The organism is Streptomyces sp. NPDC021020 (assembly GCF_044333285.1).
Lineage (GTDB): Bacteria > Actinomycetota > Actinomycetes > Streptomycetales > Streptomycetaceae > Actinacidiphila.
In genome coordinates this window covers 211,720-231,659 of sequence record NZ_JBIRQQ010000011.1, presented here as the reverse complement: position 1 = coordinate 231,659, position 19,940 = coordinate 211,720, and the positions used below count along the sequence as shown (strand labels likewise).

The window sequence follows — 19,940 nt, the reverse complement described above, 5'->3', positions numbered from 1 at the left end:
GGCTTCCGCGAAGCGGGGCCGGATATGCCGTGGCCACCGCCGCGGGGAGCGGCGGTGGCCACGGCAGGAGACAGCTGAGGAGCGTCAGCCGGTGATCAGCCGTTCACCGGAGGGCGGTTCAGACCAGGCCGCCGACCGGGGTGCGGCGACGGCGCAGCGCGACCGCACCGGCACCGAGGCCGCCGAGCAGCAGCACCGAGCCGGCCGCCATGCCGCCACCGGACAGCGCCATGCCGCCGCCGCCGGTGTGCACGCCGCCGTGCGGGTGCTTGCCGTGCCACGAGCCGGCGTCGCCCTGCTGGGCGGCGTCGTCCGAGGTGGCGTTGTCGGAGCCGGTCGCGGCGGAGTCGCTGCTGTTCTCCGTCGTCGACTGGGAGTTGTCGTGGGCGGTGGAGTGCGACGAACCGTGGCTGCTCGGGTCGTACGCGTTGAGGGCACCCGTCGCGTGGGCGGCCGGGGCGGCGATGGCGAGGACTGCAGAGAGTGCAGCTCCGGCGAAGAGGGTGCGGGCAGTGCGCATGTGAGGTGTTCCTTCCGTCACGTCTGCGCCGGCCGACAGGCGGTCGGCCGAAGCGAATCGCAGGTGCGACGTGTTCACCGTCAGCCCCACGCGCCCCACGCGCCACCGGAGAGGGCCGCAACGGGGTGGTGCTTGGGCCCTCCGGGTGGCGAATTGGGCCGTCCGGACGACGAGTCCGGCGGTCAGGCCCGCTCGGCGACCGCGGCGCGGTCCCAGCGGTAGAACTCCCGGGCCATCGCGTCCGCGGGGGACCGCCAGGTCTCCGGGTCGTACGCGCTGACGTGGGAGGACAGCCGGCGGCTCACGTCCTGGAAGTCGGGGTGCGAGGCGTGCTCGGCCACCTTGGGCCCGGGCGGTCCGTCCGCCTCGATCAGATGGAAGTAAAGGTCGCCGAACTGGAAGAGGCTGCGGCTGCTCACCCCGATGAGCCGCGGCAGGTCGCCGCGGTCGGAGGAGCGGAAGACCTCGGCGATGTCGTCCGCGGAGCCGGGGGCCATCCGGGCGACGATCAGGGCGCGGTGCACGGCGGTACGTCCTTTCCTGGGCGTGGGGGAGCGAGGGGACCTACGTGCCCGGGCGGGACGGCCCGCCCGGGCACGGCGTCAGTTGGCGACCGGGACCTCCTCGCGGGCGCGCTTCTCGATGGTGTCCCTGATGAGTTCGAGCTGGACCACCGAGTTGGCGTTGATCCGGGCTGTCATCCCGGCGTCGTCCACCGGCGCCTCCGGCTTCATCGCGAAGTCCTGCACCCAGCGCATCCGGGTGCCGCCGGGGACCTCGTGGTAGCTCCAGAAGATCTCCATGAAGTCGAAGGGCCCGGTCTCCACCCGGCGGGCGGTCACGGTGCGGGTCTCGGGCACCGGCTCGCGCTCGGACACCCAGCTCCAGACCTTGCCGTTCTCGTCCGGGTGCATCGTGAGCCGGAAGGTGGTCTTGCGGCCCTCGCGCTTGAGGACCTCCACCGACGCGTACTCGCTGAACAGCCGCGGCCAGTGCTCCAGGTCGTTCGTCATGTCCCAGACGAGGTCCAGCGGGGCGCCGATGACGATCTCGTTCTCGGTGTGTGCGGCCATGGCTCAAGCCCTCGCCTTCAGCACGTCGTTGACGACGTCCAGCAGCTCGCGCGGCGTGCGGCAGGCGTCGGCGTCGGCCGGGATGGTGGCGCCGTGCTCGTTCTCCAGCGCGCCCACGATGCCGAGCAGGCCCAGCGAGTCCAGGCCGAGGTCGGCGAACGGGGTGTCGGACTGGAGCTCCAGGTCGGCGGGGTCGACGACGACGCCGGCCCGGCGCTCCATCAGCGCGGCCAGTTCCGCGTAGGTGATCACGGTGTGCATGTGCGGCTCCTTGCGTGAGGGGTTTCTGTTCGGGATCGGGGGAGTGGGGGCGGCGGTCACAGCCGGGCGTCCGCGCCGTGCCGCAGCACCAGCGCCGAGTTGGAGCCGAGCAGGCCGCGGCTGAGCACCAGGGCGGTGCGCAGGTCGGCGGGCCGGGCGTGGCCGGTGACCAGGTCGAGGCCGCCCGTGACGTCGGTGACGTTCGGGGTGGGCGGCACGACCGCGTGCTCCATGGCCAGCACCGCGCAGGCCACGTCCAGCGCCGCGGCGCCGCAGAAGGCGCGCCCGGTACCGGTCTTGGGGGCGGTGACCGGCACGCTGGCCGCGTGCGGGCCCAGTACGTCGGCCAGCGCCAGGGCCTCGGCGTGGTCGGCGGCGGGCACGCCGAGCGCGTCCGCGAAGACCACGTCGACCTCCTCGGGCGCCGCGCCCGCCTCGGCCAGCGCGCCGCGGATCGCGTGCGCCAGGCCCTCGCGGGAGGCGGCCCAGTCCGCGGAGCCGGTGAAGGTCGCGGCGTGCCCGGCGACCACCGCCCGCGCGGTGACGCCGCGTTCACGGGCCGCGTCCTCCTCCTCGGCGACGAACATCGCGCCGCCCTCGGCGGGGACGAAGCCGCACGCCCGGTCGGTGAAGGGCAGGTACGCCTGCTGCGGGTCGACCGCCCGGCTCAACTCCGGGTAGCCGAGCTGGCAGACGACCGAGTACGGCGCGAGCGGCGCCTCGGTCGCGCCCACCACCATGGCGGCGGCGCCGCCGCGGATGCTGCGCGCGGCGTGCGCGAAGGCGTCGAGCCCGCCCGCCTCGTCGCTCGCGACCACCCCGCAGGGGCCCTTGAAGCCGCCGCGGATGGATATCTGGCCGGTGCTCGCGGCGTAGAACCAGGCGATCGACTGGTACGGGCCGACGAACCGCGGCCCGCGGCCCCACAGTTGCTGGAGCTCGCGCTGGCCGAACTCGCCGCCGCCGGAACCGGCCGCGGTCACCACGCCGATGCCGTACTCCCCGGCGGCCGCCGCGTCCATCACCGCGTCGCGCAGGGCCATGTCGGCGGCGGCCATCGCGAAGTGGCTGAAGCGGTCGGTCTGCACCAGGAAGCGCTCCTCGACGAGCGAGGACGGGTCAAAGCCCGGCACCTCGCCCGCGACGGCCAGCGGCAGCGCCTCGCAGCCCTCCCGGGTGACCGGGCCGAGCGCGCTCACGCCCTCCTTGGTCGCCTTCCAGTACGCGTCGGCGCCCACTCCGGTGGGGGCGACGACACCCAGCCCGGTGATCACCGTACGGCGCCGCCGGCCGGTCCTTCCCGTCGTGCCGGTCATCGGCCCGCCTCCTCCCGGTTGAGGACCACGGCGGACTGGAAGCCGCCGAAGCCGCTGCCGACGGACAGCACCGTCCGCAGCCGGCGCTCGCGCGCGACCTTCGGCACGTAGTCGAGGTCGCACTCGGGGTCCGGGGTCTCGTAGTTGGCGGTGGGCGGCACCACGCCGTGCTCCATCGCCAGCGCGCAGGCGGCGAGTTCGATCGCGCCGATCGCGCCGAGGGAATGCCCGACCATGGACTTGATCGAGCTCATCGGGGTCCTGCGGGCGTGCTCGCCCAGCGACCGCTTGACCGCGGCCGTCTCGTGCCGGTCGTTCTGCTTGGTGCCCGACCCGTGCGCGTTGACGTAGTCGACGGCGGTGCGGTCGGTCCTGCCGTGCGCGAGCGCGTGGTCGATGGCCCGCGACATCTCCAGGCCCTCGCGGGTGAGGCCGGTCATGTGGTGGGCGTTGCCGAACGAGGCGTAGCCCGTGACCTCGCAGTAGACGTGTGCGCCGCGGGCCCGCGCGTGCTCCAGCTCCTCCAGGACCAGCACCGCGCCGCCCTCGCCGAGGACGAAGCCGTCCCGGTCGGCGTCGAAGGGGCGCGAGGCGTGCGCCGGGTCGTCGTTGTTCGGCGAGGTGGCCTTGATGGCGTCGAAGCAGGCCACCGTGATCGGGGAGATCGGCGAGTCCGACGCGCCGGCTATGCAGATGTCGGCGCGTCCCTCCTCGATGGTCTGGAAGGCGTAGCCGACCGCGTCCAGGCCCGAGGTGCAGCCGGTGGAGACCGTCTGGACCGGGCCGCGCGCGCCGACCTGCTCGGCGACCTCGGCGGTCAGCGCGCTGGGGGTGAAGGCCCGGTGCAGATGCGCCTCGGCCTTCGCCGGGTCCACGTCCCAGCGGTCACCGCCCGCGCTCACCAGGGCGTAGTCGTGCTCAAGCCGGGTCGTGCCGCCCACGGCGGTGCCCAGCGACACCGCGATCCGCCAGGGGTCCTCGGCCTGCGGGTCCATCCCCGCGTCGTGCAGCGCCTCGTCCGCCGCGGCCATCGCGAACTGCACGTAGCGGTCGGCGCGTGCCAGCCGTACCGGGTCGAGGCCGACGCCGGCCGGGTCGAAGTCGCACTCGGCGGCTATTCGGGAGCGGAAGCCCGTCGCGTCGAACCGTGAGATCCGCCGGGTCGCCGTCCGCCCCGAGGACAGCAGGTCCCAGAAGGCCGGTACGCCCACCCCGCCCGGGGCGACCACTCCGATGCCGGTGACCGCGACACGCCTGGTCACTTGACCGCTCCCGCCGCCTCGGCAGGTCGCCCGGCGCCGTCGGCGGGCAGCAGCGGGTTGCCCTCGGCGTCCTCGGTGTCGACGTGGCCCAGCTCCGGGCGCGGCGCGAGCGGGCCGAGGTGGAAGACCATCCGGGCCGTGCCGGTGCCGACGTTGCGGAAGCGGTGCCGCACGTCCTTGGGGATCAGCAGCCCGTGGTCGGGCGAGAGCGCGTACGCCGTCCCGTCCAGGTCGACCTCCAGCTCGCCCTCGACGACGAAGACGAACTCCTCGGAGTAGGGGTGGTAGTGCTCCGCGATGCGCTCGCCGCGCCCGATGATCGCGACGCCCATGAAACCGCTCGTCGAGCCGCTGACGGTCGGGGTGAGCAGGGCGCGCAGATCACCGCCGCGGCGCCGGTTGGGCTGGACGTCGTCGATGTGCACGATCCGGTGGGGCTGAGCGGTCATGACGGGTGCCTCCAGTGGTGTCACGGCGGCCGGCCGCGGGGAGATCCGCGGCCGTGCCGCCTGCGGTGGTGCGGTGCTGCGGGACTGCCGGGCCGTGCGGCCGGCCGTCACACGTCCTGCGAGTGGCGGTCGGTGAGCAGGGTCATCCGGCAGTGCGCGAGCAGTTGCGCGCGCCCCTGGTCCGTACCGAGGTCGCGGACGGCGCCGGGCAGTTCGAGCTGCCGGCCCAGCTCCGCGGCCAGGTCGCGGTCCGCGGTGCCGGTGGTCAGCGCCAGGTCCGCGTCCGCCGTGTCGGCGAGGTCGACGACCCGCACGACGACGTCGTCACGCTGGAAGACCGTGCTGCGCACCAGCGAGCCGGTCGGGTCGGCCGCCGCCAGCTCGTCGGACCGCGCCAGCACCCGGGCCGCCGCGGCGCCACCGCCGCCGCGCACCGGGTACTGCAGCGCGTACCGCCGCACCGTGCCGGGGCGCTCGGCCTCGGCCACGGCCTCGTGCACCGCCGGCAGCGCCGCCCGGCCGAAGAACGCGCGCGCCGACTCGGCGGAGGTCAGGTCGCGCTCCTCCTCCAGATACGGGTTGATGGCCTCCTCGACCGCGCGCACCTCGGGCTGCTGGGCGACGTGCCGCAGCGCCGCGGACAGGCTGCCGCGCACCTCCACCGCCCGCACCACCCGGTTGCCCTGCATGAACAGCGACGTCCGGCACAGCCGGGTCGCCGAGTCGACACGGGCCGAGGGCGAGGCGTAGTCGCTCAGCAGCTTCGCGACGACCTCCTCGCTGCCGGGCCGGACGGTGAAGGTGATCGCGTGCCGGATCCGGCCGTCGCCCGCCCGCTCCGGGCGCGGCGCGCGGCTGCCCGTGTGGCCGGCCGCCGACGTCTCGCGCAGCACCTCGTAGCGCAGCGACCGGGTGTCGTTGACGCAGTCGTGCATCGGCTTGACCATCTCGCGGTGCTCGGCGCTCTCCACCCAGGTCAGGAAGGGCGTGGCGCTCTCCCACTCGCTGGTGATGAGCCACTGCGACGGGTCCTCGATGGACTGGCACAGCTGGTCGCTGACGTGGCCGGGCACCGAGGCGACCTGGTCGCGCAGCAGCTGGTACGCGTCCAGGAAGGCCTGCTGCGCGCCCTTCCTGACGTCCAGCATCAGCACCACACGCAGCGTCGCGGACTCGGTGTCGCCGGCGGCGACGGCAGTGCCCGCCGTTCCCGGTTCTCCGGACAGGGTCGTCATCTTCCACTTCTCCTCACGGTGCCGCCCTCGGGCGGCGGGTCTCGCGTGCGGGCTTGTCGCGGGTGGGCTGCCGCGCGGCCGTGTCCGACTGCCGATCTGCCGTCCCCTGGTTTTCCGATCGTGCGTCGATGCCGCCAACGCCGCGAGATGTGCGGTCCATGCGGGCGAATGCGCCGCCTCCGCAACCCCGCGGGCCGCCGACCGGGCAAGGAGAGAGACGGGACCGGACGACGGCGTGCCGGGCCCCGGCAGCACCGGCAGCGCCGGCGGCCCACCGCCGTCGTGCCCCGCGCCCGTACAGGCAGGAGCAACAGATGCAACCGATGTCCACCGACCGCGGCGACGGCACCGAGCACGTACCGGTCCTCGTCGTCGGCGGGTCCCTGGTGGGGCTGTCCGCCTCCCTCTTCCTCGGCCGGCTCGGCGTGCGCCACCTGCTCGTGGAGAAGCACGCGGCGACCTCGCACCACCCGCGCGGCCGCGGCAACAACGTGCGCACCATGGAGATCTACCGGACCGCGGGCGTCGAACCGGCGATCCGCGAGGCCGCCTCCGTACTCGCCCGCAACCACGGCATCCTGCAGGCCGAGTCGCTCACCGGCGACAACCAGCGCTGGCTCTTCCGGGAGATCGACCCCGGCGGCGGCCTGGCCGCGCTCAGCCCGTCGGGCTGGTGCCTGTGCAGCCAGAACGACCTGGAGCCGGTGCTGCTGCGGCACGCCCGCGACCTCGGCGGCGACCTGCGCTTCGGCACCGAGCTGACGTCCTTCATGCAGGACGCGGACGGGGTGACCGCGGAGATCCTGGACCGGGAGAGCGGCACGACCCGCACCGTCCGCGCCGACTACCTCGTCGCCGCGGACGGGCCGCGCAGCCCTGTGCGGAGCGCGCTGGGCATCGGCCAGACCGGCGCGGGCGAGCTGTTCCACAACGTCAGCGTCACCTTCACCGCCAAGCGCCTCGCCGAGGTCGTCGGCGACCGGCACTTCATCGCCTGCTACCTCACCAACCCCGACGCGGACGGCGCGCTGCTGCCCGTCGACAACCAGGACGAGTGGGTCTTCCACCTGCCCTGGCACCCCGAGGACGGCGAGCCGCTGGAGGCCTTCACCGACGAGCGGTGCGCCGCGCACATCCGCACCGCGGTCGGGGCGCCCGGCCTGGAGATCGAGATCACCGGCAAGGCTCCCTGGCACGCCGCCGAGCGGGTCGCCGAGAGCTACGGGCAGGGCAGGGTGCTGCTGGCCGGCGACTCGGCCCACGAGATGTCGCCGACCGGCGCGTTCGGCTCCAACACCGGCATCCAGGACGCCCACAACCTGGCCTGGAAGCTCGCCGCGGTGCTGGACGGCTGGGCCGGCCCGGGCCTGCTGGAGACCTACGGGCAGGAGCGGCGGCCGGTCGCCGTCGCGACCAGCGCCCGCGCCTCCGAGCGCTCCGCCGAGCACAGCCACCCCGGCTACGACGCGCTGCCCACCGGGGGCAACCGGCAGAGCGGCGTGCTGACCGTGGCGCTCGGCTACCGCTACCCGGCGGGCGCGGTCGTCGGCGTCGACCCGGACCGCCCGGTGGTGCCGCAGCCGCCCGCACCGGCCACGCCGCCCGCGGGCCCCGGCGGCCCGGTCGCCCCGCACCTCCCCGCCCACCCCGGCGAGCAGCCGCCCCCCGGCGGACCGGTCCTGCCGCCGTACGGCCAGGCCGCCGGCCGCCCCGGGCCGCAGGCTCCCGGCGGGCCGGGCGGCAAGGGCCCGCGGCTGTGGACCGGCGACCCGGGCACCCGCGCCCCGCACCTGTGGGTCACCCGCGGCGGCGAGCGGCTGTCCACGCTCGACCTCTACGAGAAGGTGCCGGTGCTGCTCAGCGGCGCCGCCGCGGACGCGGGCTGGCACGCCGCCGCCGAACGCGCCGCGCGCGGCCTCGGGGTGCCGCTGGACCGCTACCGCGTCGGCGGCGGACCGGGCGCGGACCTCGTCACCGAGCCGGGCGCGGACTGGGCCGCGGCGCACACCACGGGCGAGGACGGCGCGGTACTCGTCCGCCCCGACGGCTTCGTGGCCTGGCGCTCCCCGGCGGCCTCCCCCGACCCGGAGGCGGAACTGACGGCGGCGCTGCGGGAGGTGCTGAAGTTGGCGTGAGGGCACGCACCAACGCATGCGGCGGCGGCCGCCGGTGGGAGCCGGCGGCCGCCGCCGCTGATGCGTACGCCGTACGCCGTACGCCGTACGCGGGAGTCTGGCCGTCAGGCCGTCGTCGTGCTGAACTGCGCGTGCAGCCTGCGCGTGTGGTCGACCTCGCGCACCTGACCGGTGAGGGTCGCGACCACCGTCAACCGGAGGTCCGTGGAGGACGCGCCGAGCCGCAGCTCCAGCTCGCCGGGCTCCACGACGCGGCGGCCGTCGCGCCCGGTGAAGGACGCCAGGTCGGCGGGCACGGTGACCTCGACCCGGGCGGACTGCCCCGGCTCCAGGTCGACCCGGCGGTAGCCGATCAGCCGCTGCACCGGCTGCACCACGGAGGCGACCGGGTCGTGCAGGTAGAGCTGCACGATCTCGGTGCCCGCGCGCTCACCGGTGTTGCGGACGGAGAACGACAGACCGATCTCGCCGTCGGTGCCGGCTTCCAGCTCCGGCACCTCCAGGTCGCCCCACTGGAAGCTGGTGTACGTCAGACCGTGGCCGAAGCCGTAGGCCGGCGTCGGGTCGATGTTCGACGACTCGCTCGCGTGCGAGAGCTTGGCCACCAGGTACGTCGACGGCTGGGTGCCGGGGCTGCGCGGGATGCTGACCGGCAGCTTTCCGGACGGCGCGACGCGGCCGGACAGCACACCGGCGACCGCCCGCGTGCCCTCCTCGCCGGGGAAGAACGTCTGCACGATGGCCGCGGCCTCGTCCACCGCGCGGCCCAGCACGTACGGCCGGCCCGCGAGCAGGGTGACGACGACCGGGGTGCCGGCGTCCAGAAGCGTGTCGAGCAGCTGCTGCTGCACACCGGGCAGGGTGAGCGACTCGCTGTCGCAGCCCTCGCCGCTGGTGCCGCGGCCGAAGAGCCCGGCACGGTCGCCCAGCGCGAGGACAACGATGTCCGCCTCGGCGGCCAGCCGCGCCGCCTCGGCGAAGCCGCTGGTGTCGTCGGTGTCGATGTCCGAGCCGCGCGCCGTGGTGATCTCGCTGCCGGGGAATTCCTCGGCCAGCGCCTCGCGCAGGGTGGGCAGCTCGATGCCGACCGGCATCTCGGGGTGCTGGCTGCCGACGTGGACGGGGAAGGAGTAGCAGCCCAGCACCGCGGTCGGGACCTCGGCGTTGGGGCCGATGACCGCGATCTTCGCGGGGCGGGCGAGCGGCAGCGTGCCGCCCTCGTTGCGCAGCAGCACCACGGCCTGCTCGGCGATCTCGCGGGCGACCGCCCGGTTCTCCGCCGAGTCGAGGTCCACGGCGCCGCGCAGCGCGGCGGTGTCGGTGGTGTCCACGCCGGCCAGCGCGGCGGGCACCGGGTCCCAGTCCGGGTCCAGCAGGCCGAGTTCGACCTTCTGCACCAGGACGCGGCGCAGCGCGCGGTCGATGTGCGTCTCGGGCACCTGGCCGTCGGCGATCGCCTTGAGCAGCGGCTCGCCGAACGCCTTGACGGTCGGCAGCTCGACGTCCACGCCGGCGTTGAGGGCGGCGCCGGCCGCCTCGCCGAGGTCGCCGGCCACACCGTGCAGCAGCTGGAGGAAGGCGATGCCGAAGTAGTCCGCGACGACCGTGCCGGTGAAGCCCCACGTGTCGCGGAGCAGCCCGGTCAGCAGGTCGGCGTCGGCGGCCGCGGGCACACCGTCGATGTCGGTGTAGGCGTGCATGACCGAGCGGACGCCGCTCTCCCGGATCGCCATCTCGAACGGCGCCAGCATGACGTCGGCGCGCTCCCGGGTGCCCATGCTGACCGGCGCGAGGTTGCGCCCGGCGCGCGAGGCCGAGTAGCCGACGAAGTGCTTGAGCGTCGCCACGATGCCGGTGGACTCCAGGCCCTGGACGTACGCGGTGGCCACCGTGCCGATGAGATACGGGTCCTCGCCGATCGTCTCCTCGACCCGGCCCCAGCGGGCGTCGCGCACCACGTCGAGCACCGGGGCCAGGCCCTGGTGCACGCCGACGGCGCGCATGTCCTGCCCGATCCGGGCCGCCATCGTGCGGACCAGCTCCGGGTTGAAGCTGGCGCCCCACGACAGCGGTACGGGGTAGGCGGTCGCGCCCCAGGTCGCGAAGCCGGCCAGGCACTCCTCGTGCGCGACGGCCGGGATGCCGAAACGGTTCGCCGCCGCGATGCTCCGCTGCGTGCGCAGCAGCGACAGCGCGCCGAGCGCCGGGTCGACCGGCGCGGTCCCGTACGACCTGGTCAGCTGGCCGAGACCCTGCGGCAGCAGGCTCTCCAGGGTGACCGGTTCCTCCATCTCGTGCTGGTACGGGGCGACCTCGCCGCCCTCGTCGGACGCACCCACCCAGATCCCGAACAGCTGCGCGACCTTCTCCTGCACGGTCATCGCCGCGATCAGCGCATCGGCCCGGGCTTCCGGGGCGAGGGAGGTGTTCCTCCAGGGGGGAGTAGCGGACTTAGTCTCTTCGGCCACGGTGCCGGTCACTTTCCTCCGACGCCCATGAGTCCCTGGACCAGGGCACGGCGGGCGAACAGGTAGACGATGAAGATGGGCAGCATCGACAGCACGACCGCGGCCAGCAGGCCGGGGACGTCGATGCCGTGCTCGGTCTGGAAGTTGAAGAGGCCCAGGGTGATGACCTTCGACGGTTCGTTCTGGGTGAGCACCAGGGGGAACAGGAAGCCGTTCCACGCCTGGAGGGCCGAGAAGACCACGATCGTCGACAGGCCGCTCTTGGACAGCGGCAGCACCAGCTGGAAGAACGTCCTGGTCGGTGTGGCGCCGTCCATGGCCATGGCCTCGTACAGCTCGGAGTTGATCTCCCGCATCACACCGGTGAGGACCAGCGCGCAGACCGGCAGCGAGAACGCCGCGGTCGGCAGGATGACACCGACGAGGTTGTCGTACAGGCCGGCCTTGGTGATGAGGTAGAACATCGGCACGATGACGGCCTGCGACGGGATCGCGAGGCCCAGCAGGAACAGCCGGAAGACACCGGTGGTGGTCCTGCCCTGGCTGCGCACGATCGCGTACGACAGCGGCGGGATCAGGATCAGCACGATCGCCACCACGGCGGCCGTGACCAGGACGGTGTTCAGGAAGTAATGCCCGAACCCGTTGGAGAAATCCTGGGTGTAGTTGGACAGCGTGAAGTGCTTCGGCCACGACAGCGGCCCGCTGGACGAGTAGTCCGAACGGCTCTGCAAGGTGGCGGCGAGCATCACGTAGAGCGGCAGGCCGATCAGGACCAGCCAGACGAGAGAGCCGAGACCGGCCAGGTAATTGGGACGGCGCTTCATCACAGTCCCTCCGACGAGCTGCGCATCTTGTCGTAACCGGAGAACTTGACGATGACGAGCGAGATGATCGTGGCGATGACCACCAGGATCAGGGCGATGGCCGAGGCATAGCCGAACTGGAAGTCCTTGAAGCCCTTGACGTACGAGTAGTACGGCGTCGTCGTCGTGTCCGTGCCGGGACCGCCCTGGGTCAGGATCAGCACGGTGTCGAACACGGTCATGCCGCCCACCACCATGAGGATCATCGAGGTGACCATGGTGGTGCGCAGCTGCGGCAGCGTGATGGACCAGAACTGCCGGATCCGGCCGGCGCCGTCGATCGCCGCGGCCTGGTAGAGCACCTGCGGGATCGCGCGGGTGGCGCCCTGGTAGATCAGGGTGTGGAAGGGCGTGTACTGCCACGCGCCCACAAAGATCAGCACGCCGATGGCCGTGCTCTGGTGGCCGAACAGGTTGCCGTCGCCGAACAGCCACCTGGCCTGGGAGGGCACGCCGAAGTTCGGGTCGAGCAGGGCGCGCCACAGGATGGAGATCGCGGTCGCCGACAGCAGCAGCGGGATGAAGTAGATCGCGGACAGGACTGCCCGGTTGCGCTGCTTGCCCGCCGCCCACACGCCCAGCAGGATGCTCAGCGGGGTCTGGACGACGACGCCGAGCACCGTGGTCAGCAGCGTGAGCCAGATGCTCTGCAGCATGACGTGGTCGTGGAAGAGGGTCTTCCAGTTGTCCAGGCCGGTGAAGGACAGCGCGTCGACGCCGTCCCACTCGGCGAACGACAGCACCGCGACCATGATCAGCGGCACGACGGCGAAAAGGGCGAAGAACAGAGTGGCGGGCGCCGCCCAGGCAAAGCCTGGGCGGGCCACGGAGGCGCCGGACTTGCGGCCCGGCCGGCCGGCGCCGGCCCGGAGTACGGGCCGGCGCTTCTCCACCCTGGGTGAGTCAGTGGTGGTCATTTCTGGATCCCGGTTCAGGATGTGGGCAGGGCCTGCATGGCCTTGATGAAGCCGTCGGCGTCGAGCTTGCCGTCGAAGAACTGCTGCACCGCGGTGTGCATCGCGTTGCTGGCCGACTGCGGGTAGGCCTGGTCCCACGAGAGCTGGAACGACGGAGCGGCCTTCACCAGGTCGTACTGGTACTGCGAGTAGTCCGGGGACGCGGCGGTGGAGATGAAGTTCGCCGTGTTGGTGGTGGTCGGCAGGTTGCCGATCGCCATCTGGGCCTTCACGAACTCGTCGCTGTACTGCAGCTTCAGGAACTGCGCGATGGCGTCCGGGTACTTGGTCTTCTTCAGGACCGAGTAGTAGTTGTTCGTGTTGCCGACGATGTCGGTCTGGTCACCCTTGCCGTCCGAGACGGTCGGGAAGCTGCTGTAGCCCAGGTCGGACTTCGCGAAGTCCGGGTTGTCCTGCTGCTGCTGCGAGTAGTACCAGGAGCCCATGAGCTCGAAGCCGGCCTTGCCCTGCGCGACGAGCGCGACCGAGCCGCCGTCGGTGTACTTGACCGAGTCGTAGTTGGTGCCGAAGGCACCGGCGTCGATGAGCTCCTTGAGCTTGCCCAGCGCCGCGCGGCTGTCCGCGGAGTCCCACGCCGACTTGTCGCCGCCGAGGGCCTTGTCGAACAGGCTCGGGCCGGCCATGCGGTCGTACATGTACTCGTACCACATGAGGGTCGGCCACTGGTCGCCGCCGCCGAGCGCGATCGGGGTGATGTGCTTGTCCTTGAGGACCTTGACCGCGTTGAGCAGGTCGTCCCAGGTCTTCGGCGCGGTCAGACCGTTGTCGGCCAGGACCTTCTTGTTGTTGAACAGCATGACCGGCTGGGTGCCGCGCATCGGGATGCCGTAGGACTTGCCGTCGATCACGGCGCCGTTGAACACCGAAGGCAGGAACTGCGACTTCAGGTTCGGGTCCTTGGTGATCATGTCGTCGAGCGGCAGGAGGAGGCCGGCCTTGACGAAGGGCGCGATGCTGCCGCCGCCCCAGTTGAAGAAGACGTCGGGCGCCTGCTTGGTGTTGATGATCGTCTGGAGCTTGGTCTGGTAGTCCGCACCAGGGATCGTCTGCAGCTTCGCCTTGACCTTCGACGTCTTGTTGAAGGTGTCGACGATCTGCTTCTCGACCTTGTTGCTCGCGTCACCGTAGACGAGCACCGTGAAGCTGCCAGAGCCGTTGCTGCTGGAGCTGCCACCGCCGCACGCGGCCAGCGTCAGCCCGAGGGCGAGTACCACGCTGCCGGCCACAGCACGGGGAAGCCATCTCTTCTTCATCGTCCAGCCTTTCGAAATGTTTCGGCATCCTCGCCGAAAATTGCTGCGCGATGTGACGCTAAGGTGCGGCCGCGAAACGGTCAACCCTCGGGCTCCGGGTTATCAAAGCGTTACGCGCAGATGTGTCGTACGCTGCGCTCTTATGGATGAAGAGGTGGACGAGAGTCGGGTCACGCTCGCCCAGGTCGCCGAAACTGCCGGGGTCTCCGTCTCGACAGTTTCGAAAGTGCTGAACGGGCGTCAGGACGTCTCGGCGCTGACGAGGTTGAAAGTTGAACGACTCCTGGAGCTGCACGGATACCGCCGGACGACCCGCGGCGGATCCGAGGCGCCCCTGATCGAGATCGTCTTCCACGAGCTGGACGCCATCTGGGCCATGGAGCTGATCCTGGGCGTCGAGAAGGTCGCCAAGGAGATCGGCGGCAGCGTGGTGCTCACCGAGAGCGGCACCCGCCACTCACCGGACAACGAGTGGATCGAGGGGGTCCTGCGGCGCCGCCCGATGGGCGTCATCCTGGTCTTCTCGGCGCTGCCCCACGAGTTCAAGCAGCAGCTCAGGAGCCGTTCGATCCCTTTTGTGATCATCGATCCGGCCGGCGACCCGGAGCCCGACGTGCCCTCGGTGGGCTCGGCGAACTGGTCCGGCGGCCTCGCCGCGACCCGGCATCTGATCGAACTCGGACACCGCCGTGTCGGAATAATCACAGGTCCCGAGGACATGATGTGCTCGCTGGCCCGGCTGGACGGCTTCCGCTCGGCCATGACGACCGCCGGCCTCGACATCGACCCCGACCTCATCGCCTTCGGTGACTTCCACGTCGAGGGCGGCTACGAGCAGGCCGTGCGGATGCTGGACCGCCCCGACCGGCCCACCGCGATCTTCGCCGGCAGCGACCTGCAGGCGATCGGCGTCCTGGAGGCCGCGGGCGTGCACGGCCTGCGCACCCCCGCCGACCTCTCGGTGGTCGGCTACGACGACGTCGCCGTCGCCCAGTGGTCCCGCCCGGCCCTGACCACCGTGCGCCAGCCGCTGCGGCGGATGGCCGAGGAGGCCTCGCGGATGATGCTGCGGCTGCGGGCGGCGCCGGGCAGCACCTCGACCACCCGGATGGAACTCGCCACCAGCCTGGTCATCCGGCGCAGCACCGCGCCGCCGCCGTCGGCCTGACCGCGAGGTCACCCGCCCGGAGGCGGATGCCCTGGGGCCTACGGCGGTACTTTTGGACATATGACCCTGAACGGGGCGTCCGACGACACGCATCTGCCGAGGGTTGCCTACTCGACGACCGCCCGGCTGGTGGCCGGGTTCGTGCTGCTCGCCCTGCTGCTGGTCATCGACGTCGTCGGCGGGACGCGGATCAGGATCGGCGGGCTCATGGTGGGGGTGCCCGCGCTGTCGGCGGTCTTCCTCGCCCCGTGGGCCGTTCTGGTGCTGGTCGCCGCCACCTTCCCGTGTCTGGTGATCGCGGCGTGGAACAACGGCCAGCTCGACGCCGTGAACTTCCCCGTCGTCATGGCCACCACCACCCTCATCGGCGGCGCGTCCGTGCTGGCCGCTGCCGTCCGACAGCGCCGTGAGCGCGAGCTGGCCCAGGCCAGATGGGTCGCCGCCGTCACCCAGCGGGCCCTGCTGCGCCCGCTGCCGACCCGGCTCGGCCCGCTCGCCATCGCCTCCACCTACCTCGCCGCCGACCGCGAGGCGGCCATCGGCGGCGACCTCTACGCCGCCGTGGACCTCGGCGGCGGCCGCATCCGGGTGATGGTCGGCGACGTCCAGGGCAAGGGCATGGCCGCCGTGGAGGTCACCGGCATGCTGCTGGCCGCCTTCCGCCGCACCGCGCGCCGCGGCACATCGCTGCGCGCGCTGCCCGCGGCCCTCGACGAGAGCCTGCGCGACGACCTCGCCGACCTCACCGACCCCGTGCTCCAGCCGCTGCTGCCGCCTCCGCCCCGCCCGCCGTCCGCGCACGAGTCCGAGCCCGTGCCGACCCCCGTCACCAGCGGTTTCCTGGAGCGCTTCGTGACCGCCGTGATGGTCGACGTCGCCCCCGGCGGTGACCGGATCAGCATCGCGAACTGCGGCCACCCGCCGCCGATCCTGCTGCACCGCGGCGAGGTCCGGCCGCTGGAGTCCGCGCACCCCGCGGTACCGCTGGGCCTCGGCGACCTCACGCCGGAGACCCAGCACCTGGACACGTACGACCTGGCGGTCGGCGACGTGCTGCTCCTCTACACCGACGGCGTGATCGAGGCCAGGGACTGCGACGGCGCCTTCTACCCGCTGGCCGAGCGGCTCGCCGACTGGCGCGACCTCGCCCCCGCCGACCTGCTCACCGCCCTGACCGCCGACCTGACCCGGCACGTCGGCAGCCGCCTCGGCGACGACGTCGCGGTCGTGGCTCTGCAACGGACGGCGTGACCGGTACGGATCCGCCCCCGGCCGGGCCCCGCGCGACGAGGTTCCTCCGGGCGGTTTTCGGCGCGCTGCCGCGTGCCACGGGCGGCACCCGGCGGCCCCCCGGTTAGTGTGCGCTGACCGCCCGGCGGGGGGGCGACGTACCGCTCCGCGCGGCCCGACCGTGCCCGTGGTCCGCCGTCGTTCGTATACGGTCCGGGCGTGCCGCGGGCGCAGAGCCAGGAGGCGACCCATCAGCGAGCAGACCCCGGTCGCCCCCGCTGCGGGCGCCCCGCCCGGCAGCCAGCCGAAGGAGGCCGACGCGCTGCGGGACATGCTGCGCCGGCCGCAGTACCGGCGGGCGCTGGTCTTCAGCGGGCTGATCGGCATCCCGGTGTCGCTCGTCGCCTTCTGGTTCCTGGCCGCCCTGCACGAGCTCCAGCGCCTCGTCTGGACCGACTGGCCGCACGACCTCGGCTACGGCAGGGCGCCGTGGTGGTGGTCGCTCGCCGGGGCGGTCGTCGCGGGCGCGGGCACGGCCCTGGTGGTACTGCGCTTCCCCGGCCGCGGCGGGCACGTCCCGGTGGCCGGGCTGCACTCCGGCGCCGCCACCGCGGCATCGCTGCCGGGCGTGGTCCTCGCCGCGCTGTGCTGCCTGCCCTTCGGCGTCGTGCTCGGGCCCGAGGCACCGCTCATCGCGCTCGGCGGCGGCCTGGCGCTGCTCTTCCGCGACCTCGCCCGCGCCCCCGCCACGCAGGCGAGCACCGCGCTGGTCGGCGCGTCGGGCGCCGCCGCGGCCATCGCCGCGATCTTCGGCAACCCGCTGGTGGCCGCCGTCATGCTGATGGAGGTCGCCGGGGTCGGCGGGCCGCAGCTCTTCGCCGTCATGCTGCCCGCGCTGCTGTCCAGCGGCGTCGGCGCGATCGTCTTCACCGGCTTCGGCCACTGGACCGGGCTGAAGACCGGCAGCCTGGAGATCGGACTGCCGGCGCCGCCGCTGCTGGACGCCGGCGACGTGGTGTGGTCGGTGCTGATGGCCGCGCTCATCGCGGTGGTGATCCACTACGTCATGCTGGCCGGCCGCCGCACCGCGATCCTGGTCGTCGCCCACCCGCTGCGCAACACGCTCCTCGCCGCACTCGCGATGGGGTGCTGCGCCGCGGCGTACACCGGTATCACCGGGCGGTCGCCGACGGATGTCGCGCTGTCCGGGCAGTCCACGCTGCCGGACCTGGCCGCGCACCCGCACGCATGGTCGGTGGGCGCGCTGGTCGCGGTGCTGGCCTTCAAGTCCGCGGGCTACGCGCTGAGCCTCGGCAGCCTGCGCGGCGGGCCGATCTTTCCCTCGCTCTTCCTCGGCGCGGCCTTCGGGGTGCTGCTCGCACCGCTGCCCGGCTTCGGCGTCGTGCCCGCGACGGCGGCGGGGATGGCCGCCGCCGCGGCCGCCGCGATGCGGCTGCCGGTGAGCACGGTGGTGCTGGTGGCGCTGCTGCTCGGCCACACCGGCTCGCTGCCGGTGGTGGTGCTGGCGGCCGTGACCGCCTTCGTGATCGTCGAACTGCTCCCCGAGGGCCCGCCCGTCCCGCCCTTCCGCGACCGCGCCGGCCCCGGTCCGGCGTCCGGTGCGCCGTCCGGCCCCGCGTCCGGCCCCGCCTCCGGCTGAGCCGTCCGTCCCTCACCGGCCCGACGGCGTGACCAGGCCCGTCTCGTACGCCGTCACGACCGCCTGGGTGCGGTCGCGCAGCCCCAGCTTGGCCAGGATCCGGCTCACATGCGTCTTCACGGTCTCCTCCGTGACCGTCAGCTGCGCGGCGATCTCCGCGTTGGACAGGCCCTGCGCGACCAGCCGCAGCACCTGCGTCTCGCGCGGGGTCAGCGCGGACAGCTCGGCGGAAGGCCGGGCGGCGGGGGAGTCGGGGGCGGCGGCCGGGCGGAGGCGGGCGAACTCGGCGATCAGCCGGCGCGTCACGCCCGGCGCGAGCAGCGCCTCGCCCGCCGCGACGACCCGCACCGCCTCGAAGAGGCGCTCCGCCGTGACGTCCTTGAGTAGGAAGCCGCTCGCCCCGGCGCACAGCGCGTCGTAGACGTAGGAATCCAGGTCGAACGTGGTGAGGATGAGCACCCGCGGTGCGGCGCCCTCCCCGGACGTCAGCCGCCGGGTGGCCTCGATGCCGTCCAGCACCGGCATCCGGACGTCCATCAGCACGACGTCGGGCGCCAGCTCGCCGCACGCGGCCACGGCCTCGGCCCCGTCGCACGCCGTGCCGACGACGGTGAAGTCCTGCTGGGTGTCCAGCAGCGCGGCGAAGCCCGTCCGCACCACCTGGTGGTCGTCCGCGACGAGGACCCGCACCGGCGGCGGGGGAGCGGCGCTCACCGCAGCACCTCCGTGTCCACCGGGAGCGTGGCCTCGACCACGAAGCCGCCGCCCGGCGCCCGCCCGCACTCCAGCGAGCCGCCCGCCGCCGCGGCACGCTCCCGCATCCCGGGCAGGCCGTGCCCGCCGGAAACCCCGCCGGAAACCCCGCCGGAAACCCCGGCAGCCCGCGCCGTGCCGGGGCCCGGCCCGTTGTCGCGCACCCGCACCCGCAACGCGTCCTCCGCGTAGTGCAGTTCCACGTCCACCGCCGCGCCCCTGGCGTGCCGCCGTACGTTGGTCAGCGCCTCCTGGACGATACGGAAGGCCGCCAGCTCCACTCCCGGGTCCAGCGCCGCGGCCGGGCCGGACACGATCAGCCGCACGCCCGCGCCCGAGGCGCCCCTGGCCTCGTCGACCAGCTCGGTGAGTTGCTGCAGGCCCGGCTGCGGGCGGCGCTCGGGGGTGTCCGCCTCGGCGTCCTGGCGCAGCACTCCGAGCAGCCGGCGCATCTCGGTCAGCCCGGCGCGGGCGGTGTCGCCGATGTCCGACAGCCGCTGCGCACCCATGGGCGGCATCCCGGGCGTGGTCAGCCGCGCGGTCTCCGCCTGGACCGCGATCATCGATATGTGGTGCGCCACCACGTCGTGCAGCTCCCGGGCTATTCGCGCCCGCTCGCCGCGCGCGCTGTGCTCCAGCAGGCTGCGCGCGCTGACCTGCCGGGCCGCGCTGTGCACCCTGGCCTCGGCCCGCGCCGCCCGCGCGGCCCCCGCCCACGCCGCGGCCGGTGCGGCGGACGCCGCCAGCAGCGCCAGCACCCGCGCCTCTCCCGCGAGCCGCGGATCGCACAGCGCGGCCACCGGGAAGGCCACGGCCAGGCCCACCGCGAGCACCACCCGCGCACCGCCCCCCGCCTGCGCCCCCGCGGCCAGCCGGTGCAGGGCCAGCGGCACCGCCACCGCCCCGGCCGCCGTGAGCGTGCCGAACGCGGTGAGGGAGAGCACCGCCGCCGCCACCCCCGCGACCGCGGCCGGCGGCGCGGACAGGAACACCGGCGGCACCGTCGTCGCGAGCGCCAGCAGCGCCACCACCAGCAGCGCGAACGCCGGCGAGCGACCCTGCCCGCCCGTCACCGCGACCCGCACCGCCGCCTCCGTGACCGCGGCAGCGGCGAGCAGCGCCGCCACCACCGCCAACGCCCGTGGCGACGCCGCGAACTCCCCGACCCACGTGGTGTCCTTCGGCCTCACACCGGCATTCTCCCCGCAGGCCCGCACCCGGCGCGTCCTCCTGGCCAGGGACCCCGCCGTACATCTCAGGGGGGACACCACCCGTCCGGCGTACCCCTGCGACGGTACGCCGAGGACCGCTCCG

The 19,940-nt window shown here is 73.4% G+C and carries 18 protein-coding genes; 4 read left to right on the top strand and 14 right to left on the bottom strand.

The window, feature by feature from the left end:
- Positions 1-118 precede the first annotated feature (118 nt).
- The 8 genes from ACH4SL_RS30110 to ACH4SL_RS30075 all read right to left on the bottom strand — a co-directional run bounded on the left by ACH4SL_RS30110 (position 119) and on the right by ACH4SL_RS30075 (position 6,116).
- Complete coding sequence (locus ACH4SL_RS30110) at positions 119-520, bottom strand: hypothetical protein (protein ID WP_398451270.1); 402 nt, start codon at positions 518-520, stop codon at positions 119-121.
- Positions 521-702: 182 nt separating this feature from the next.
- Complete coding sequence (locus ACH4SL_RS30105) at positions 703-1,044, bottom strand: TcmI family type II polyketide cyclase (protein WP_398451268.1); 342 nt, start codon at positions 1,042-1,044, stop codon at positions 703-705.
- A 78-nt stretch (positions 1,045-1,122) separates the two neighbouring features.
- Complete coding sequence (locus ACH4SL_RS30100; RefSeq protein WP_398451266.1) at positions 1,123-1,593, bottom strand: SRPBCC family protein; 471 nt, start codon at positions 1,591-1,593, stop codon at positions 1,123-1,125.
- A gap of 3 nt (positions 1,594-1,596) precedes the next feature.
- Entirely contained in the window at positions 1,597-1,854 is a 258-nt protein-coding gene (locus ACH4SL_RS30095; protein WP_398451264.1) for a phosphopantetheine-binding protein, read from the bottom strand.
- Positions 1,855-1,910: 56 nt separating this feature from the next.
- On the bottom strand, positions 1,911-3,170 hold the full coding sequence (locus ACH4SL_RS30090; RefSeq protein WP_398451262.1) for a beta-ketoacyl synthase N-terminal-like domain-containing protein: 1,260 nt from the start codon (positions 3,168-3,170) through the stop codon (positions 1,911-1,913).
- Entirely contained in the window at positions 3,167-4,432 is a 1,266-nt protein-coding gene (locus ACH4SL_RS30085; RefSeq protein ID WP_398451260.1) for a beta-ketoacyl-[acyl-carrier-protein] synthase family protein, read from the bottom strand. Before ACH4SL_RS30085 ends, ACH4SL_RS30090 begins: the two co-directional genes overlap by 4 nt.
- Complete coding sequence (locus ACH4SL_RS30080) at positions 4,429-4,881, bottom strand: cupin domain-containing protein (protein WP_398451258.1); 453 nt, start codon at positions 4,879-4,881, stop codon at positions 4,429-4,431. Before ACH4SL_RS30080 ends, ACH4SL_RS30085 begins: the two co-directional genes overlap by 4 nt.
- Positions 4,882-4,988: 107 nt before the next feature.
- A complete protein-coding gene (locus ACH4SL_RS30075) occupies positions 4,989-6,116 on the bottom strand; it encodes a SchA/CurD-like domain-containing protein (RefSeq protein WP_398451256.1) in 1,128 nt (375 codons plus the stop codon).
- Between the two features lie 314 nt (positions 6,117-6,430).
- On the opposite strand from ACH4SL_RS30075, the gene ACH4SL_RS30070 reads away from it, so the two are divergent.
- The gene (locus ACH4SL_RS30070; RefSeq protein WP_398451254.1) at positions 6,431-8,251 is read left to right on the top strand and encodes an FAD-dependent oxidoreductase; all 1,821 of its coding nucleotides are present in this window, start codon (positions 6,431-6,433) and stop codon (positions 8,249-8,251) included.
- A 104-nt stretch (positions 8,252-8,355) separates the two neighbouring features.
- Here the strand turns inward: ACH4SL_RS30070 and ACH4SL_RS30065 are convergent, their stop codons facing one another.
- The 4 genes from ACH4SL_RS30065 to ACH4SL_RS30050 are packed head-to-tail and all read right to left on the bottom strand — an operon-like array spanning position 8,356 to position 13,815.
- A complete protein-coding gene (locus ACH4SL_RS30065) occupies positions 8,356-10,731 on the bottom strand; it encodes a beta-glucosidase (RefSeq protein WP_398451252.1) in 2,376 nt (791 codons plus the stop codon).
- On the bottom strand, positions 10,728-11,546 hold the full coding sequence (locus ACH4SL_RS30060) for a carbohydrate ABC transporter permease (protein WP_398451250.1): 819 nt from the start codon (positions 11,544-11,546) through the stop codon (positions 10,728-10,730). The genes ACH4SL_RS30065 and ACH4SL_RS30060 overlap by 4 nt, the downstream gene beginning before the upstream one ends.
- Positions 11,546-12,502: a carbohydrate ABC transporter permease gene (locus ACH4SL_RS30055; RefSeq protein ID WP_398451248.1), complete on the bottom strand. Its 957-nt coding sequence runs from the start codon at positions 12,500-12,502 to the stop codon at positions 11,546-11,548. Before ACH4SL_RS30055 ends, ACH4SL_RS30060 begins: the two co-directional genes overlap by 1 nt.
- Positions 12,503-12,516: 14 nt before the next feature.
- Positions 12,517-13,815, bottom strand: a complete 1,299-nt coding sequence (locus tag ACH4SL_RS30050) for an ABC transporter substrate-binding protein (RefSeq protein ID WP_398451246.1) — start codon at positions 13,813-13,815, stop codon at positions 12,517-12,519.
- A 142-nt stretch (positions 13,816-13,957) separates the two neighbouring features.
- On the opposite strand from ACH4SL_RS30050, the gene ACH4SL_RS30045 reads away from it, so the two are divergent.
- From ACH4SL_RS30045 to ACH4SL_RS30035, 3 genes are all read left to right on the top strand, one after another.
- The gene (locus ACH4SL_RS30045; protein WP_398451244.1) at positions 13,958-14,983 is read left to right on the top strand and encodes a LacI family DNA-binding transcriptional regulator; all 1,026 of its coding nucleotides are present in this window, start codon (positions 13,958-13,960) and stop codon (positions 14,981-14,983) included.
- 60 nt (positions 14,984-15,043) lie between these two features.
- Positions 15,044-16,234, top strand: coding sequence for a PP2C family protein-serine/threonine phosphatase (locus ACH4SL_RS30040; RefSeq protein ID WP_398451242.1), 1,191 nt, complete (start codon positions 15,044-15,046; stop codon positions 16,232-16,234).
- Positions 16,235-16,544: 310 nt separating this feature from the next.
- Positions 16,545-17,873, top strand: a complete 1,329-nt coding sequence (locus ACH4SL_RS30035) for a chloride channel protein (protein WP_398451240.1) — start codon at positions 16,545-16,547, stop codon at positions 17,871-17,873.
- A gap of 12 nt (positions 17,874-17,885) precedes the next feature.
- Here ACH4SL_RS30035 and ACH4SL_RS30030 read toward each other — a convergent pair whose 3' ends face one another.
- Together ACH4SL_RS30030 and ACH4SL_RS30025 are read right to left on the bottom strand one after the other, a co-directional pair.
- The gene (locus ACH4SL_RS30030) at positions 17,886-18,587 is read right to left on the bottom strand and encodes a response regulator (protein ID WP_398451238.1); all 702 of its coding nucleotides are present in this window, start codon (positions 18,585-18,587) and stop codon (positions 17,886-17,888) included.
- Positions 18,584-19,816 (bottom strand): sensor histidine kinase, encoded by a 1,233-nt coding sequence (locus tag ACH4SL_RS30025; protein ID WP_398451236.1) that lies wholly within the window; start codon positions 19,814-19,816, stop codon positions 18,584-18,586. Before ACH4SL_RS30025 ends, ACH4SL_RS30030 begins: the two co-directional genes overlap by 4 nt.
- Positions 19,817-19,940 lie beyond the last annotated feature (124 nt).

Excerpts from the sequence above, each read along its gene's own strand:
- ACH4SL_RS30110 (WP_398451270.1), bottom strand. The coding sequence starts at position 520 with ATGCGCACTGCCCGCACCCTCTTCGCCGGAGCTGCACTCTCTGCAGTC.
- ACH4SL_RS30100 (WP_398451266.1), bottom strand. The coding sequence starts at position 1,593 with ATGGCCGCACACACCGAGAACGAGATCGTCATCGGCGCCCCGCTGGAC.
- ACH4SL_RS30095 (WP_398451264.1), bottom strand. The coding sequence starts at position 1,854 with ATGCACACCGTGATCACCTACGCGGAACTGGCCGCGCTGATGGAGCGC.
- ACH4SL_RS30090 (WP_398451262.1), bottom strand. The coding sequence starts at position 3,170 with ATGACCGGCACGACGGGAAGGACCGGCCGGCGGCGCCGTACGGTGATC.
- ACH4SL_RS30080 (WP_398451258.1), bottom strand. The coding sequence starts at position 4,881 with ATGACCGCTCAGCCCCACCGGATCGTGCACATCGACGACGTCCAGCCC.
- ACH4SL_RS30075 (WP_398451256.1), bottom strand. The coding sequence starts at position 6,116 with ATGACGACCCTGTCCGGAGAACCGGGAACGGCGGGCACTGCCGTCGCC.
- ACH4SL_RS30070 (WP_398451254.1), top strand. The coding sequence starts at position 6,431 with ATGCAACCGATGTCCACCGACCGCGGCGACGGCACCGAGCACGTACCG.
- ACH4SL_RS30060 (WP_398451250.1), bottom strand. The coding sequence starts at position 11,546 with ATGAAGCGCCGTCCCAATTACCTGGCCGGTCTCGGCTCTCTCGTCTGG.
- ACH4SL_RS30055 (WP_398451248.1), bottom strand. The coding sequence starts at position 12,502 with ATGACCACCACTGACTCACCCAGGGTGGAGAAGCGCCGGCCCGTACTC.
- ACH4SL_RS30050 (WP_398451246.1), bottom strand. The coding sequence starts at position 13,815 with ATGAAGAAGAGATGGCTTCCCCGTGCTGTGGCCGGCAGCGTGGTACTC.
- ACH4SL_RS30045 (WP_398451244.1), top strand. The coding sequence starts at position 13,958 with ATGGATGAAGAGGTGGACGAGAGTCGGGTCACGCTCGCCCAGGTCGCC.
- ACH4SL_RS30040 (WP_398451242.1), top strand. The coding sequence starts at position 15,044 with ATGACCCTGAACGGGGCGTCCGACGACACGCATCTGCCGAGGGTTGCC.
- ACH4SL_RS30035 (WP_398451240.1), top strand. The coding sequence starts at position 16,545 with ATGCTGCGCCGGCCGCAGTACCGGCGGGCGCTGGTCTTCAGCGGGCTG.